Below are 16,111 nucleotides of genomic sequence, written 5' to 3' on the forward strand. Positions count from 1 at the left end.
AAGCAATTTATCGAAGAAGTTTACAACTCAAAAAGGCTGCACTCATCCATAGGATATGTGCCGCCCAACGAGTTTGAAGCGGCGGTTTTAAATAATTGCGAAGCTTAACTGAGTGTGTACAAATAGGGGTTCACTCCATGGTGTTCCGAGCAAATATTCAACTGCTGATAAATTATATTTTCGTGCGATAATTTCAGGCGAGGATGAAAAAACAGCAGGATATATGAGAGACATTTACTCGTCAGTGCATAATCATCTTTTAGTTAATTTACCCGAATCTTTGCCTAAGGATGAATTAGAGCAAGCCAGATTTATTAAAAACGTTATTTTAAAGGCTTTTGAAATTAACGAAGCGATTCACGGTATGGAGAGCATTCTACGCGCTTCCCCCGAAAAGTATGGCAAATAGTATCCGAGACACAGCACTCATAAAAAAAAACTCATTCTTTGAAAATAGGTGCTGTTAACGCATTTAAATTATCATATTCCTATAGGTATTTCATGTCCAAAGAAATCATCGCGCGCTATTTTTCGCACGGCAAAAGGTATGAGGTACTTCTTGATTCTGAAAAATATATTGATTGCCGTGAGGGGAAGCTCCAGAATTTGAAAGACGCGCTTATTTCCGACGGAGTATTCCGCGACATCGGCAAAATCAGGACAAAAGAGCGCGCGCTTATGGCTGAAAATACAGGCGTTGTTGAGCGCATTCCTGATGAGGAGCTCCAGCGCGTTTTCGGAACAACAGACTTCTTGAAAATTGCAGAAATTATAGCAGATAACGGTGAAGTACAGATTACAGTTGAGCAGCGCCATGAGCTTCTTGAAAAGAAGCGGCGTCAGATTGTTGCGTTTATCAGTGCACAAGCGATTGATCCAAAAACAAAATTGCCGCATCCGCCGCAGAGAATTGAAAATGCGATGGAGCAGGCAAGCGTAAGGATAGATCCTTTCAAGAAAGCAGAAGAGCAGATGGCAGATATTATCAGGCAGCTTCAGCCATTTTTGCCCATAAAGCTTGAAAAGCGCTATGTTGCATTCAAAATTGGTGTGGAATATGCTTCAAATTGCAGGCGCGTGATAGCAATGCTCGGGATAATCCTGCGCGAAAAATGGGTTGGTGGTGAATGGTTCTGTGAGGTTGAGGTGCCTGCAGGCCTTCAGGACAAAATGTTCGCACAGGTCAACGCAATAACACATGGCAATGCAGAGAGCAGAGTGATTAAACATTAACTTGATGGTGTGCGGATATCTCATGCACCTTTGTTCTTGTCATCAACATAGTCGAGGTCGCTGGTTTCTTTTTCTCTACCCGGATTTTGAGGTTTGGAATCCGTTCGTTTCACTCTAGGCTTTTTCAGCTTTGCTGAAAAATCCTCAAAAGCTTGACACGAAGTCATCTCGCTTTGCTCGAAGCTTTTCAGCATGGCTGAAAATGTCATGATTTGTCTCTTTTTCTTTCCCAAAGAAAAAGAGACACCGAATTACACATTGTCTACTATGTCCTGAAATTCCTTTTTTGATGCCTTTTTCTTGACTTTTTTTGCTGGCACAGGCTTCTTTTTTTTCACGGTTTTTTCATTATCTTTTTCTTCTTCCGGAACTTCTTTTTCTTCCTCTATTTTTTCCTCTGATATCTCCATAGTAACTGTTTTGTCAGCGCCTATAATATCTTCTGGAAATTCGGGCTTCATTTCAGCTTCTTCCTCTTCTTTCTTTTTACCAAATAGCCTCGGGCCGAAAATGATTATCGCAATTACGATTATTCCAAGCACTATTACATAAAGCGATTTTGGCGAAGCCGTAGTTTTTACAACAGCTCCTGTAGGTGCGCCTCTCAGCTTGCTTAAGTCAAGCGGTGTCGCGTTTCCCAAAACGAGCTGGACAAATTCGTTTTTCGAGAATCCGGCATCATTTTTGATCGTGATTTTCATGAGGTATGCGTCATCCTTTGTGCCATATGATGGCGCAGCATATACGTATATTGTCGCATTCTTTCCTTTTTGCAGCACGAATTCTTTCGGGCTTATGTAAGCCCATAGCGGAGCTTCAAGCTTTGCGTTGAAGTTGGTGCTACCCTTTCCGGTATTGTTTATATTTATTTCAAAAAGCTTTCCAATGCTGTCGTTTGTGAATTGGATGTCTTTTTTCGCAAATAGTTCGAATCCGTAGCAGGATTCTGCAGGCTCTATTTCAATTCCGAAATTTTGTGTTAGGTTTGTATTTTTCGAAGCTATCGAAAGAGTAAGATTCCGCTTTCCATATTGATTGAATTCTGTCGGAACGGTTACTGATATGGTTGTTCTGTCTTCCGGAGACAATATGACGCGGTTTCTTGAAACGTTGCCAAATGTTGCGAATATTTCAAATACGTCTTCAAGCTTTCCGGTATTCTGTATGTCAAAAGCTAATGTGGCTTTTTCTCCCGCACATATTTTTTCCTCAATACTTTTTGCAGTTCCGTTGAGCTTGAAGCAGTTTTCTGTGTTTAATATTGCGTTTCCTGTCGAAGTAACGCCGTAATCTCCTGTGGATATTGTTTTGATGATAATATCGTTTCTATCACTAAGCGCGTTAGCAGGAATAGAAAGGGACACTATTTTTGATTCGCCTTTCGGGACAGTTATTTTTTCGTTTTCAAGTGTTCCCACGCTGCTTGTAATTGTATATGCATCATCAAGAACACCAATATTTTTTATGCGGACAGAATAATTTACGGGAAATCCCTTGCATATTGTTTGTTCGCCGGGTGCAACCATTGCTTCTACGCCTCTGCATTGTTCTGCCGTAAATGTACCGCTGGTTTCTGCTTTGACATACCTTGATATTGCAGTTATTGAAAATGGATAATTTCCCGCAGCGCCTGATTTTGCAGAAAGTGAGATTTGCTTTGATTCACCTGCTTCAAGAGAGATGTATTTTTCTGAAAGTGCGCCAAAAGAAGAGTTTATCTGGAATTCGTCTTTTCGCGTTCCGGTGTTTTTAAGGGTGATGGAATAATTTGCAGAATCTCCAAGGCAGGCGGTTTTTTCATTAGGCGTAATTTCAAAAAATGCGGAATGGCAGTTTATTCCATTCACTTTGATTGTTTTTGAATCGGCTGCATAAGTGGCTGCCGAGCGGACAAGAACTGTAACGTCTTTTTGCGTGTCGTTTGCAGAAACCTCCAGACCTACTTTCTTTGTCTCATTGCGAAGAAGCGTTATTTTTTCTCTTTCAAGAATGCCTTCGCTTGCAGAAATAATGAAATCCTCATCAGCCTTGCCGTTGTTTGTTATGTCTAATGAGAAATGCGCGCTTTCTTCAAGGCATGCGCTTGATGCGGAAGGCGATATGCCAAGAGCAACAATGTGGCACGGCAATACTGTTGCGACAATCTGCCTTGTTTCGCTTAATCCGGCATCTGATCTCGCGGTTATTTCAATCGGATAATCTTTTGGCGGCGATGTGCAGTCCGTAGTAAGATAAATATATACTTGCGTGCTTTCGTCAGGGCCAAGCGATATCGTGTCCGGGGCAATAGTCACCCATCTGCTGTCTGATTTCAGCGAATATGCGCCGTATCCGCCGCTTGTAAGCGTTCCCGTAATCTGCGTTGTAGAGCACGAACAGAGTTTTGCCTCTGCAGTGTTAAGGGTAAAGCCCATACCAGCGCTTGCGCTTGCAAAAACAGGCATAAAAGCCACAATCACAATGGCGAATGAAACAAATGCTGCATTTTTAATTTTCATGTAGATTACCTTTTAGATTATCACATTATTACTTTTTCTCTTGGGACGAAAAAAATATTGCCGTTATTAGCCGGTTTGTCGTTTTTTGTTTCTTTTATATGTGTTCCGTTGTTATCTTTTTCTTCCTTTTTTTGTTCTTCGCCATCAGTCTTTTTTATTTTTTCCGAAAACGGCGACGCCATTGCCCGCAGTATTTCCGAAACATCTTGCGATGGCGGAATTATTTTTGGCTCAAGAGCTTTGTGTTTTTTTAAGCCCGCATATCCGAGCGCGAAAATCACAAAAATCAGCGCTGCTGAAAGCATTACAATGCTTTGCATATTCAGAGAAAAGCCAATTGCACCAGGCTCTTTTATTTCTCCATCGACTCGCGGCGCGACAAAAAGCGAAATCGGGATTGTTTTTATTATCCTGTCTTTTTCAAAAACAAAGACATTTCCAGGGAATGTTCCGGTTTTGTCAGGGGTGAAATATGCTTCAAAAATCTTTGAATCGCCGTTCAAAATAACATCAGTTCCTGGCAGGTATGTCCAGGCTTTGTCAAAATCTGTTGAGATCGAGAACTCTTCGCGTCTTCCAAGATGGTTTGTTATAGTTATCTTGAGCAGATTTCCCGAATTCTGCACTGCATCAAGCTCGTTTGCGCTGATGTCTATATTGACAAAACTGGTATTTTCATATTTATCTTTTTTTGGTTCTATGATTTTGCTTGCATTAATCGGAGCTTCCGGCTCTTTTGGCGCTTCGGGATAAACTACATACTGGCTTTCACCGGTGATGATTATTATTGCGCTATAGTTTCCGGCAGGAATTACTATTTGCCGTGGTTCAGGCTGTGCCGCTGGAGTTCCAGGATATGTTTGCTGCGCGTTTACATAAACTATCTGGCTAGTTGTAAGGCTGCCAGACATAACAGTTATGCGGTGGCTTCCCGGATTATCGAACTTTATTTTTGTTGAATAATATCCGTTTTCACGTGTTTGAAGCGTACCTGAGTAAGTATTATCAAGATAAAGGCTTACCACGCTTTCAGAAGCATAAAGGCCTCTTGTTGCGTATCCATAAATATCAATCCATTCACCTGCATTTGCAGAGGTTTTCTTTAATGTTAGCGATATGGACGTTGTTTGTACCTCAATGCTGGTTTTGCCCGTAACCGATATATCTGTATTATAAGCCCTTACTAGCAGTTCATAGGTTCCTGATTGATCCGGAGCAGATACATAGATAGTTTTTTTTTCGCTTTTTCCAGGATATATTGAGAATGTTGGGTTTGTGTATGTTCGGCTTCCTATTTTTGCAGAAATGGTTATGTATTCTATAGAATCTCCAGTATTTCTTACCTCAACATCAACAGGAAATCTCTCAGAAGGGCTTGTAAGTTTTTTGCTCGTGATTGACGAAATTTCAAGCCCGTGGTCGTTTCCAAGCGCATTTATATTGATTGTTTTTGTGACTAAATCTTCATCCCTCAATATCGTCCCATCATATATTCGAGCCCGGATTCCAATATTTCGGCCACCTGTTGTCGAGCTTGAAGGCGTGTATGTGAATTCGATATTGTAATTTCCTGTTGAGCGGTATTCTGTAATGCTGTCAACGACGTTTCCGTCGAAAAGCAGCTCTAGTCGGACTTTTGCAGAGCTTGTAGAGCTTACAGAGTAATCTGCTTTAATCGTTATTCCGCTACCTGCATAGATTGTTGAAGGGTTTGTTGTTAAATCGGATAGTCCAATTACGAATTCTGCTGCGCTTGCAGGCGGGCTTTGTAAAACTAGAAAGAATAGTATTGACATAATTGATACGAATATATTTTTGGATTTTTTTTGAAACATATATTCACCTTGCAATAATGCTAAATATTCGTAACTGCAATGTAACACTTGATATAAAGATTTTTAAATGTATGTTTCAAATATTTATAAACTTCGACAAGCGTATACTATGTAGGCGGTGAGATATTTCACTGTTCTTATTGCCATTGTTCCAAAAGGAAAATTATGCCGTTTAATTGTTTAATGTGGCAAAAAATGATTTATTTTCGTTAAAAAGACAATTTTTTGATTTTTATGGTAAAGATAAGCGAAGAAGAACAAAAGCTTCTTGAAAATGGTTGGATAAAAACATGGCTCCTTTTTGAAGTGGTCGCGGTTAAAAAAGAAGTTGCTGAAAGCGCTTTAAAAGAGCATATCGGAAAACTGAAAAAAGAAGCTGCAATAAAGGTCATTGATGAGAATTTCACATCAATAGACCTTGTTGAACCCGCGGAGCATCTCAAGGCTCAGGGAATAACGGAAACCTGGAGCCAGATAGTGGAAATTATTGTTTGCGCAAAGGATTTTGAAGCGCTTATGAACATGGTTGTAACTTACGCGCCGACTGCTGTGGAAATAATGGCGCCGGCAAAAATAACTTTAGATATGAGAAGTGCGCAGAACGCCCTTGCAACAGTTGCCGATATGATTCATAAATTCGCTGCTGCCGGAATCGGCGGAATGCTCATAAGCGGAAAATAATGGGCTTGCGTGTATTCAAAAACACATTGATCGGTGGTTGCATGAATAAAGCACTTTTTTTTCTAATTACGGTATTTTTACTTTTTCCGGCAGTTGCCAGCGCATCATATATTGATCTTCAGAAGACTACAATAGACCTTAAAGACACCAGCGAAGCGCATATTGTTTCTTCAATTACCTATAATGAGCTCACATCTATAGAATTTCCATATACTGTTTTTGGCAAAATTACGGGATTTTCCGCAAGGGATTCCGAAGGCCTTATTAATTGTTCTTTTGTATCGCAGCCTTATGGCGGAACCTACTCATGCAAGCCCAATTCAAAGAGAACCGCTAACTATACTGTAGTTTTTGAGTTTGATGCGACTAATCTCGTAGTTACGACAGCGGATGCATACACTTTTTCATATGTTGGTGGCGTCAGCGAGCCAATGAAGCGATTTGAAATGATTCTTACGCTTCCTGAAGGAACCGGCCTTGTGCAGGATCCTGTTTTCAAGCCATATCCAGAGGCGACTGTAGGAAGCACCGGCCGCAGAATGACGCTTTTTTGGGTTTTGAACTCTCCCGAACTTGGAAAAACATACACATTTACTGCAACTTTTGAGCAGATTGGCCAGGTGGTTAATTATTACGGCAGTTATTCAAAATATCTCGCCATATTTTTTGCAATTGCTTTTGCAGTTGTCCTTTGGAGATATTGGGTTTATCGCAAGACAAATCTAGGAGCTGTTATATCTGTTTTGAAAGATGATGAAAAAAAAGTATTTGACATAATTCTTCAGAGCAAAGGCAAGTGCAAGCAGAACACAATAGTCCAGGAAACTAATTTTTCAAAGGCAAAGGTTTCGCGCATTTTGATGGATCTTGAAGCAAGAGGGCTTGTGGAGAAAGTGAGGGTTGGCAGGACTAATCGTATTACAATTTCAAGCAAAAAGAGGCCTGAGCTAGAAGCTGAGGGGGTGTCTGTTTCAGATACGTCCGGCGCTTCTTCTGTGCCAAAATAGCGCTCATTGCTTTTTCGGCTCAACTCTTGGCAAAGCTATGATTGGTGGTAGAGCGAGAAGATCTGCAAGATATAATCCTACCACAGAAATCCTTGCAAATATGTGGTTGAGTATTAGTGCGCCATCATTTATTGGCATTGATTTTGATTTTTTCCATTCTTTCATTACCGTTTCCTGGTTATCCGGCCTGTAGAGCACGACGCCTTCTATAGATATGTTTCCCATATCCGGACTGAATGTCGAGGCCATTTTGAATGATACTGAAAGTATGATGATGTCCTCATTTGCAAGTCCCTTGATTTTTGTTTCTTTTACATCAAGTATCTGGGGCTGTGTTTTTATCTCAAGCCCGGTTGCATTGAAGCTATCTTTTTTCTCAGCAGATATTTTGTTTATATTCATTCCAAGTATAGATGGCATGTTTTTCACCTTTTAATGAGTTTATCGCGCAACGAAAATATTTAAAGTGATGTTTTATTTTTTTAACGCTGGAGACTGATACATATTTTCAGATGGGCTGCAGCTTAAGCCCGGCATCAATAGTAGAATTTGTTGAACTTTCATTAGTTTCTACAATTGCAGAGAGTAAACAGCATTCTGAAGGGGTTAAAAATAGTTAATATCTGTTAGAAAAAAATCATGCAATTTAGCAGCAAGCTTTTTTTAGATGCGCTAAAAAAATAAAAAGAGAGGGGGTTTGGCCCCCTCTCGTTTAGAGTTTAATTTATTTAGTCGGTCGAGTTTGTTGTTACCGGAGCTTCTACCGGGAATGGATATGCTCCTGCTGACCACACGCCGCCCATTTGCTGTTGTATTGTTCCCTTGAATGTCTTTAAATCAGCTGTTGCGAGTTTCAAGGTTGCGATTCTTGTGTCGTCTGCAGTCCATCCTGCCACAACAATTGCTGTTTTTGCAGGATCAAATGCGCCGCCAATTGCCTGGATGATTGCTTTGCCCTGCAGTTTTGCGCTCCACTCAGCCTTTGTCGGAGTCTTGCCTTGTTCAGCAAGTTCATTGACAAGTGCGTTTGCGTAAGGACCGCCAACCAAAATAAGGTTTTTGGATGTCCTTTCAGCGGAGATTTCTGTGTCGAGCTTTGATATTCCGCTTCCAAGCGAAGGCAATACAACGTTTCCTGTTCCTGCTGCTGTTGTCGGAGCTGTTGCCGATGCAGCCAATAGGTATACGTTGGATGTCATCTGTGTGTCAGGGTAGTACAGAGTCACAATTGCGTGGTTGTCAGAGCTTGTGTCCAATTCAGCGTATGTTCCGTATAGGTCGAGGTATGCGGTGACCTTGTCGCTTGCTGATGAAGAGCTCTTATATGAGCCATTCATTGTCGGTGCGTTGTATGCGACATAGGAGTTACCTGATGTAATACCGTTGCCGTCCTTTACAGACACAACTACTGCATTTTGTGCAGAGTCTTTGTCTTTTTCCTCAACAATGAGGATTGCCGGAGTGGTTACGTCTTTTATTGAGATGCCTGTAAGCACACTATTCGTAGCACTAGTTAAGGTGTATGTCACCGCCGTATTTGTTCCTGCAGTTATATTTTTCTGAAGACCAACAGTTTCATTTAGGTATGTGTAATCTCCTGTGGGCAATGTTATTACAGTATTGTTCGGAATAGTCAGACTCGACAGTGGTGCAGTTATTGCAAGCTCTTCGCCGTTAGCCAGCCTTATTGTTGGATAGACAACTGTTTTTGAGTCTGCATAGGTTACATTCACGCTTGTTGAACTAACTGGTGTTACAACATAGTTTTTTCCGTCAACAGTTAAAGTAATTCCAGTTCCTATTGCTAATCCAGTTGAACTTTCCTGTGTTGTGTACGTGGCACCAGAAATCACATCTGTGAACTCTACATAACCCTTTGACGTGGTGTTGTATATTTTATTTACTTTCACCATGTGGGTGTATCTGGAGTCTCCAGGAGCAAGGAATAATGTTTCCTTGTGGGTGTCATTTTTTACTGCTGTGGCGCCTTCTACAAGAAGGATTTTGTTGTTGTCTGTGTCATCCTGCAGAGCGAATGTGTTTTCTGAAGTTTCACTGCCCCTTACAAAGTACACTGTAGCGTCTTTGCCGTTAGCGTCCTTGAAGGTTACGTATCCTTTGTAGTCGCCGCTGTTTCTTAGTTTGATTTGGTCGCGGTTATCTGCTTTTACAGCGGATGAAACGCCCGTGTAAGATATTTTTATAGTTCCTGTGAACGGATCGACAAATTCTTTTCCCGAGATGATTTCATCACTGTCGCTGTCTTTTGCAGCTACTTTTATTTCAAGGCTGGTTAGTGCACTGATACCGCCAGTAACAGTCACCAATGTTCCATCGATTGCAGTTTCGCTGTCACCAGTTGTTACTGCCTGTCCAGTTTCAAGTGTTATTTTTTCACTACCTACTTGAAGAACTGCAAGTCCTTTGTTTCCGTTGTCCCATGAAGATACGGTTTTTGCATATACGCTTACGCCGCCAATCTTTTTGGAAACACCTTCTTTCACGCTGTTGGTTACGCCGCCGATTTCTAATATTACTGCGTCGTTTGTGGTGTCAAATCCTCTTACAGTAATTGTATATTCTGTTGCTCCGACAGTTACTGTGGCCTGCTCTCCGTTTCCGACAGATACGTCGCTTGCGGATTTATAAAGGACTAATGTGTCTCCATCTGTTTCAGAGCCGACTGTGAATGGCATTCCGAAAAGAGTTATGCTTTGGCCCTTTGATGCAGTTGCATTGAACGGAACTGCTTTTGTGAAGTCTGCCTTTAATGTGTATATCGGACTGCTTGTAGATGTTGACAGCTTTATGTGCATTACAGGATCTGTTCCCGAGGCGGTCTGTCCAAATAACACATATGGATAGCTGCCCACCACTATTGACTGCGAGTAATCGTAGTTTGTTCCGTCTTCATTTGTGAATGTTGATTTTTTCAGAAGAACCGGAAGCTCATTTGCTGTTACTGTGTCTTTAGCCACGTTCATTTTGCTGTTAAGCAATAGTTGGTTGGTTGAGTCGAACAAAGCAACTCCGCCATCAACTACTGTGGTTGCTGCACCAGCGCCTGATGTAGCTGTTACGCCATGTCCGTATAGTGTTGCTCCGACGTTTATTGCACCAACAACGTCTGCCGTTGCTGCTGAAGCGCCTACAACGACTACTGTGTCACTCGGACCCATTTTCTGGAAGTCCGAAATGTCTGCTGCAAGAGCTCCGCCAAGAAGCGTTGCTCCTGTCATGACCGCACCCATTAGGGTGGATCCTATTTGTTTTATTTTTAGTTGCATTTTTTACACCTTTAGTTTTTCTTTGTTTTGAGGTTCAACATGAGCTGTTTGTTTTCAAAATTTTTGAAAACTTGAAACCATAGGGGTTTCAGATAAACAACCTCTTCGTTTTACCTCCCTTTTTTGCGAGTCATAGACCTATCGGTCCTTAACTTGCACCTTTACTATGTTTGGGGATATATATATATCTATCGTGCAACTGTTTCAGCACGAGTTTATGTCACTAAATATGGTTTATTTTTATTTAATAAGCAGTAAATATGGTTTATTATTGTTCCAAAGTCTTTTTTTTAACTTATTTTTGATAATGGAGTTAAATATTTTCTTTTTATTAAGCGGTTGAATTCAGACAATTTTGCTGCAAACTTCTTTCATTTTTAATACAGGGGTTTATAAAACTCTACTTTCTTAACAGTCTCATTTTGTAAGAAAAATTTGTTTATTAACTTTAAATACGATATTAAATATATGTCTGATAAAAAACAGAAACCAAAAAATAAAGACGTTCTTGTAATATGTATTGATCGAGATGATGATTTTGGCAGAAAAGCAGGCATAAAAGGGCCGATTGTTGGCAGGCAAGCAAATATAGACGCCGCAGTTGCGCTCGGAATAAAAGACCCTTCTGAATCAGATGTTAACGCGGTTTTTCAGGCGATAAAGGTTTATGATGATTTAAAAAGCGAAAATAAGACTGAGATTGCAACCTTAATTGGCGACGAACATGTCGGGATTGATTCGGACCGTAAGATACTTGCACAATTGGATGAGGTTTTGAAAATCTTTTCTTTCAAAGAAGCTGTTTTAATATCCGATGGCGCTGAAGATGAGCATGTTATACCAACGTTAAAATCAAAGCTCGATATAATATATACTCAAAGAGTCATTGTGAAACAGTCCGAACAGCTTGAAACTACATATTATATGATAAATGATTTCATAAAAGACACACTTTCAGACCGTAAAACTGCGCATATTTTCTTTGGAGTTCCTGCGTTTGCTCTTTTATTATATTCTATATTTGGCGCTCCCGCATGGCGGTTGATTTTCGGCGTTATCGGGGCGTATTTATTCATAAAAGGGTTTTTCCTTGAAACCTACATATACACCGCAATAAATGAAGCGAAGGCGGCATCTTTGCAAGAAAAAAGGGCGTTTTTTCTTTATATTTCCGCAATTGCTGCAGGGATTGTTGCGATTTTTATGGGGTATTCACAGGCAACTCTTATGTATTCAATTCTTGATAAGGTGCTCGTTTTTGCCAAAGAATCCTCTTTTGCATGGTTCGTATCAATATCCTTAGCCCTTTTTGGGCGTTTGTTAAGAGTTGGAAAAGAGGCATTTCCTAGATACATTACATACATAATCTTGGCTTTTTCAGGAGCTTGGATAGTATTCGAAGTCTCTCGTTTTGGCCTGGGATTAGCCACAGAATATGATGGGATCGTTACTGCGGCTATGCTCTCCGGCTCTATGGTTGTGATTTCAACAGCAGTGGAGCATTATGTTTCGTTTAAGAAAAAGCGTAAGTAAGACACTACCTATTTTTGAATAATTACGTAATAACTCAATCTGCGCATGTATTCATTATCATTATTTAGAGCCCTTAACTAATGTTCTTGGATGCTCTTGAATGTATTGACTATCCATTTCTTAATCAATAGACACTTTTCAGAGATATCTCTCACAAATAGCCGTGTTTTGAGTAGTATTTGCCGTCGTGATTAAACGTTTTCAAACCGTAACTAACATCTTCCGTAACTATGTAATAAAATACTTCAAAATCGGATTCTAAGAATTTATTATACTTTCTTTTTCACAAATAAGTTTTCATAAAAAACAAATGTCTATATTTTTTTGTCAATTATTTTAATCGATTAATCGATTAAAATTTATTTCGAATGTGTTTTTTATGCCTTCGATTGCTATCGATTAATTTCAATTAAGCCGATTAATCGATTAAGCCCATCGATTAATCGATTATTTTTCGACTTAAGACAGTTTGAAATGTTTTTGACGCAAGACAAAAACACACAAGTTGCTCAAAAATATTCTGAATGAGTTTAACTTTGAGTGGTTGATAAAAATCGTTTAGAAAACGTAACTAATTCTTTCAGATGGGGTCGTACGCCATTATTTGCCGCTTAGGACTTTGATTCGGTATTCGGATTTTATAGAATATGCTTTTCGTCCACGACCCTTTATGTTTTCAAGAATGATCGCGGAATTTGCCTTTTTTATTGAATTAATATAGCCTTTTACCGTTATGGGAGAAATATTTACCTGGGTGGCAATTTCCTCGTATGTGAGCGGTATTTCAGAGTTCAATAGTGCGTTTAAAACAAGGCTTTCTTTTGAAGAAAGTTCGGTATTTTTACGGATTTCACTATTTATAAGCTCTTTTTTTGGATCCTCTTTTTCAATCGAAAACATCTGGCGTTTTATTTCATTTATTGCATCATGATTTTGTATTGCTAGGCGCGAGATGCGCATAATTTCTTTCATTTTCTTATTTGTTTCAAGTATTTCGGCACCTATTGTCGAAAGCTGTGATTTCAAAAGCAGGATGTCCTGATTCAAGCCTTGATCTGTATTTGATGCTGCTGATTTTGAAATGGTTGTAATATTTCTTGAATTTATTTCAACATCTCTTAGAATTTCACCCATTGCATCGTATATTGTTTCTATGTTTTTATCGCCAACTCTCACTTTTTCGCTTAGATTCGCGATGCTTGCTTTCATTTCTGTGATATCCTGCTTTACGGAATCATTGTCTTGAGCATTTTTTCTTGAGAAAAAGTCCAAAAGGCCCATATCATAGATTGTAGCGTCTCTTTATTATATATCTTTCTGTTGCGGCATTTAACGATTCTCTTATTTTCTATTTAATCATGTAAATTTTAGTCGTTGTGATTGCATTTATTCAAACGTGCCACATTCTTGTTGATTTTATGGCTAAAATAGCGGTTTTTGTTTCATTTTTTAGTTTTTCACCATATTTTGTTCGCATACCCCATATTTTTCGAAAAAAGACGGCAAAAATCGCAAAATTAATTCAATTACGCTTAAAGCATGCTCTTTTTAGCCGGTTGTCAGCCATTCAACATCACAAACTCTCACAAATCTCACATTCTGCGCTGAATTTCTTTCAATTTTTTGTTTTCGCGCTCAAAATCCTATTTTTCAAAAACTCACAAATTTTTGTAAAACTTTCTAACTCTCACATTTGAGCGCAAGAGTTATAAAAAATATAGTTTCTAAAAAATATTTTATATCCTATATTTAGTAATACTTCTTTATTCGTATGTATTTTAAAAAATAGTGTTACAGATATATTTATTTGATTATTATATGATGAATAATTTATTATTGATGATGCATTTACTTTTTTCCATCGTTTCGGCCCGAGGGGTATATTCTTTTAGAAAAACATGCCAAAAATCGAGAAAATCAAGAGAATGAGGTCAAAATAGGCGTTTTTTGGCGCGGTGGCAGTCCGGATGAAATCACTAAGTCTCACATTTTGCGCGCATACAACAATTCAACATCCTTATCAGAAAACAAACATCCGGTTTCGCAAATGCACTTAAAGCCGTGCTTTTCGTATAATCCGCGCGCATCGGCATTGTTTTTCGAGACAAAAAGAAATATTTTTCGCGGCGCGACTTTGATTTTCTTGAATTCTTCCGCAACCCGCCGTATTGCAAATTTCAGCAGCTGCGAGCAGATTCCTTTATTTCGATATTCTTGGCGAACAGAAACTTCCTCGAATTCGGCAACTCCGGCGCGCGGATCTTCTTTTATCAGCCATTGCAGCATGCCGACAATCTTGTTGCCTTCTTTTGCAAGTAGTGTATGATTATGCATTATGTAGCATTCTGCCCGTTTTTCTGCTATTTTTGGCGCGCCGTAATGCTTCAGGTACTCTATTATGGCTATTTTATCATTTTGGGTTGCCGGAGATATACTAATTGCCATATTTTTAATGGTTTTCGCGGCTTAAATAGAAATTTTCGAGTACATTTCCTCATAAAGTGCGTATAACAACTATTATATGTACTTTTTATTCGTGTTCTTTAAGAAATATTCCTATTATTTTTAGTCTGTTTTCCTCATCGTCTTTTGTACCATCCACTATCTGTTTTGCGCGCAGATATTTAATTTGAGTCATTCCTGCATCAAGTATTTCTTCTATTTCTGGGTGCTCATCTTCAGGAAAATAAGGAAGTGCGGCTCTGAGCATATCCGCTTTGTTCTCAAATACGATAGGTATTTCGCCATTCATTAACTCTTCTAGAGATTCAGCATATTGTCCTAAAAGACCGTATTTTGAATTATCAAGCATTACAGGATTATAGTCGTTCATATATTTTCTGTGTTTGCAAATATTTTTAAAGAAGTTGTCAATAACTTCGAGCATAGAATGTGAGAGTTAATACTTCTTAAGAAATGCGTTATTTCGCGTTTTATGTCTTTATAAATCTGAATGTCCAACTAAAAGACAGTATATAGAGGAGTCTGCTTCTAACTTTAGAGTGATTTAGAGTGAAAGCAAGTGCCTCGTATAACTATCGTAATATGAGGTGAATACATGGCATTCGGAAACAGAGGAGGTCCTAGAGATTTTGGAGCACCAAGGGAAATGCATAAAGCAACCTGCGCTGACTGTGGTAAAGAAACAGAAGTTCCTTTCAAACCAGCAGAGGGCAGACCAGTTTATTGCAGGGACTGTTATCAAAAACATAAGAAGTTCTAGATTAGATGATATTTCTAAGTAGACTTTATTAAATTAAACGCGGATTTTTTTTGAATCCGCGGTTTTTATTTTTCTGATTTATTTATTTTAATTCTATTCCCAAAACACATCCGCTTCTTTTTCCATTTTTGCCAAGCGCGTGTAATAGTCCGGGAACTCATTCAGATGTGCAAGTGCTATCTTTCCAGTCATTATTGGATCATCGTTTGTGACATTTGTTGCAGGGCTTATAAGGCCATGTTCAAGCTCGACATCAAGACCTATGCGAAACTGCTCGACATCGAATTTGTCCCATTTCAGTCCCAATATTTCGCCGATTTTTTTCGCTTCTTCAGAAGTGAAGTGTTTTGTGGATGACATATAGATTACCAATACGATTTAAGAATGATGAAATAGAGCCTTTCGTTTCACTTAAGGCTTTTTATCCCAAAGAAGCTTGTGAATGGATAAAAATCATTTCGCTTACGCTCAAGGCTTTATGTCCCAAAACAATTGGCGAATGGACATAAATACTGGCAGCGCCGCGACCTTCCCACCCTGGGGCAGTACAAGCCGCATCGTTGGAGGTCTTAACTTCCGAGTTCGGAATGGGATCGGGTGTTTCCCCCCCGCTATGACCGCCAGCACCATTTAATTATCTCAAAGGTTTATAAAGTTATTCTTCTTCTCGCGTGTATTATCCCGAATTAATTTCCACCCCATTATAGAATACATGAAAAAGCTGAATAACGAGAAGATTCGTTGGATCATAAGGCAGAAAGACAAACGTGCCATAAAAAACGCAGATATTTCATTTTCGCAGAAAGTAACTGTG

General features: G+C 39.3%; 14 protein-coding genes and 1 rRNA gene. 5 read left to right on the forward strand and 10 right to left on the reverse strand.

Annotation, left to right across the window (positions count from 1 at the left end; all coding sequences use genetic code 11):
- Positions 1–501 precede the first annotated feature (501 nt).
- Entirely contained in the window at positions 502–1,233 is a 732-nt protein-coding gene (locus KKB09_00485) for a ribosome assembly factor SBDS (GenBank protein MBU4299674.1), read from the forward strand.
- A gap of 20 nt (positions 1,234–1,253) precedes the next feature.
- Here KKB09_00485 and KKB09_00490 read toward each other — a convergent pair whose 3' ends face one another.
- The 3 genes from KKB09_00490 to KKB09_00500 are packed head-to-tail and all read right to left on the reverse strand — an operon-like array spanning position 1,254 to position 5,566.
- Entirely contained in the window at positions 1,254–1,466 is a 213-nt protein-coding gene (locus tag KKB09_00490; protein MBU4299675.1) for a hypothetical protein, read from the reverse strand.
- Positions 1,467–1,484: 18 nt separating this feature from the next.
- Positions 1,485–3,731, reverse strand: coding sequence for a hypothetical protein (locus KKB09_00495; protein ID MBU4299676.1), 2,247 nt, complete (start codon positions 3,729–3,731; stop codon positions 1,485–1,487).
- A 20-nt stretch (positions 3,732–3,751) separates the two neighbouring features.
- Positions 3,752–5,566 (reverse strand): hypothetical protein, encoded by a 1,815-nt coding sequence (locus tag KKB09_00500; GenBank protein ID MBU4299677.1) that lies wholly within the window; start codon positions 5,564–5,566, stop codon positions 3,752–3,754.
- 234 nt (positions 5,567–5,800) lie between these two features.
- Between KKB09_00500 and KKB09_00505 the strand changes: the two genes are divergently transcribed.
- Together KKB09_00505 and KKB09_00510 are read left to right on the forward strand one after the other, a co-directional pair.
- Entirely contained in the window at positions 5,801–6,247 is a 447-nt protein-coding gene (locus KKB09_00505) for a hypothetical protein (GenBank protein MBU4299678.1), read from the forward strand.
- Between the two features lie 41 nt (positions 6,248–6,288).
- Entirely contained in the window at positions 6,289–7,254 is a 966-nt protein-coding gene (locus tag KKB09_00510; protein ID MBU4299679.1) for a hypothetical protein, read from the forward strand.
- A gap of 3 nt (positions 7,255–7,257) precedes the next feature.
- On the opposite strand, the gene KKB09_00515 is transcribed toward KKB09_00510, so the two are convergent.
- Entirely contained in the window at positions 7,258–7,674 is a 417-nt protein-coding gene (locus KKB09_00515) for a hypothetical protein (GenBank protein ID MBU4299680.1), read from the reverse strand.
- 308 nt (positions 7,675–7,982) lie between these two features.
- Positions 7,983–10,541 carry an S-layer protein gene (locus tag KKB09_00520; GenBank protein ID MBU4299681.1) on the reverse strand — a complete coding sequence of 853 codons (2,559 nt, stop codon included), beginning with the start codon at positions 10,539–10,541 and terminating at the stop codon, positions 7,983–7,985.
- Between the two features lie 468 nt (positions 10,542–11,009).
- On the opposite strand from KKB09_00520, the gene KKB09_00525 reads away from it, so the two are divergent.
- Entirely contained in the window at positions 11,010–12,074 is a 1,065-nt protein-coding gene (locus tag KKB09_00525; protein MBU4299682.1) for a DUF373 family protein, read from the forward strand.
- A gap of 600 nt (positions 12,075–12,674) precedes the next feature.
- Here the strand turns inward: KKB09_00525 and KKB09_00530 are convergent.
- From KKB09_00530 to KKB09_00540, 3 genes are all read right to left on the reverse strand, one after another.
- Complete coding sequence (locus tag KKB09_00530; GenBank protein ID MBU4299683.1) at positions 12,675–13,355, reverse strand: hypothetical protein; 681 nt, start codon at positions 13,353–13,355, stop codon at positions 12,675–12,677.
- 702 nt (positions 13,356–14,057) lie between these two features.
- Positions 14,058–14,519 (reverse strand): GNAT family N-acetyltransferase, encoded by a 462-nt coding sequence (locus KKB09_00535; GenBank protein MBU4299684.1) that lies wholly within the window; start codon positions 14,517–14,519, stop codon positions 14,058–14,060.
- A gap of 85 nt (positions 14,520–14,604) precedes the next feature.
- Positions 14,605–14,907: a hypothetical protein gene (locus KKB09_00540; protein MBU4299685.1), complete on the reverse strand. Its 303-nt coding sequence runs from the start codon at positions 14,905–14,907 to the stop codon at positions 14,605–14,607.
- Between the two features lie 225 nt (positions 14,908–15,132).
- Here KKB09_00540 and KKB09_00545 point away from each other — a divergent pair, with 225 nt between their 5' ends.
- Positions 15,133–15,297, forward strand: a complete 165-nt coding sequence (locus tag KKB09_00545) for a DNA-directed RNA polymerase (GenBank protein MBU4299686.1) — start codon at positions 15,133–15,135, stop codon at positions 15,295–15,297.
- Positions 15,298–15,390: 93 nt separating this feature from the next.
- Here KKB09_00545 and KKB09_00550 read toward each other — a convergent pair whose 3' ends face one another.
- Entirely contained in the window at positions 15,391–15,657 is a 267-nt protein-coding gene (locus KKB09_00550) for a hypothetical protein (GenBank protein ID MBU4299687.1), read from the reverse strand.
- Between the two features lie 150 nt (positions 15,658–15,807).
- Positions 15,808–15,922: ribosomal RNA gene (gene rrf / locus KKB09_00555) — 5S ribosomal RNA — on the reverse strand.
- Positions 15,923–16,111 lie beyond the last annotated feature (189 nt).

The organism is Nanoarchaeota archaeon (genome assembly GCA_018897155.1).
In the GTDB taxonomy this organism is placed as follows: domain Archaea; phylum EX4484-52; class EX4484-52; order EX4484-52; family LFW-46; genus LFW-46.

Bases quoted from the DNA above. Each gene is read 5' to 3' on its own strand.
- KKB09_00495 (MBU4299676.1), bottom strand. From the start codon at position 3,731: ATGAAAATTAAAAATGCAGCATTTGTTTCATTCGCCATTGTGATTGTG.
- KKB09_00520 (MBU4299681.1), bottom strand. From the start codon at position 10,541: ATGCAACTAAAAATAAAACAAATAGGATCCACCCTAATGGGTGCGGTC.
- KKB09_00515 (MBU4299680.1), bottom strand. From the start codon at position 7,674: ATGCCATCTATACTTGGAATGAATATAAACAAAATATCTGCTGAGAAA.
- KKB09_00550 (MBU4299687.1), bottom strand. From the start codon at position 15,657: ATGTCATCCACAAAACACTTCACTTCTGAAGAAGCGAAAAAAATCGGC.
- KKB09_00530 (MBU4299683.1), bottom strand. From the start codon at position 13,355: ATGGGCCTTTTGGACTTTTTCTCAAGAAAAAATGCTCAAGACAATGAT.
- KKB09_00525 (MBU4299682.1), top strand. From the start codon at position 11,010: ATGTCTGATAAAAAACAGAAACCAAAAAATAAAGACGTTCTTGTAATA.
- KKB09_00485 (MBU4299674.1), top strand. From the start codon at position 502: ATGTCCAAAGAAATCATCGCGCGCTATTTTTCGCACGGCAAAAGGTAT.
- KKB09_00535 (MBU4299684.1), bottom strand. From the start codon at position 14,519: ATGGCAATTAGTATATCTCCGGCAACCCAAAATGATAAAATAGCCATA.
- KKB09_00500 (MBU4299677.1), bottom strand. From the start codon at position 5,566: ATGTTTCAAAAAAAATCCAAAAATATATTCGTATCAATTATGTCAATA.
- KKB09_00545 (MBU4299686.1), top strand. From the start codon at position 15,133: ATGGCATTCGGAAACAGAGGAGGTCCTAGAGATTTTGGAGCACCAAGG.
- KKB09_00510 (MBU4299679.1), top strand. From the start codon at position 6,289: ATGAATAAAGCACTTTTTTTTCTAATTACGGTATTTTTACTTTTTCCG.
- KKB09_00505 (MBU4299678.1), top strand. From the start codon at position 5,801: ATGGTAAAGATAAGCGAAGAAGAACAAAAGCTTCTTGAAAATGGTTGG.
- KKB09_00540 (MBU4299685.1), bottom strand. From the start codon at position 14,907: ATGAACGACTATAATCCTGTAATGCTTGATAATTCAAAATACGGTCTT.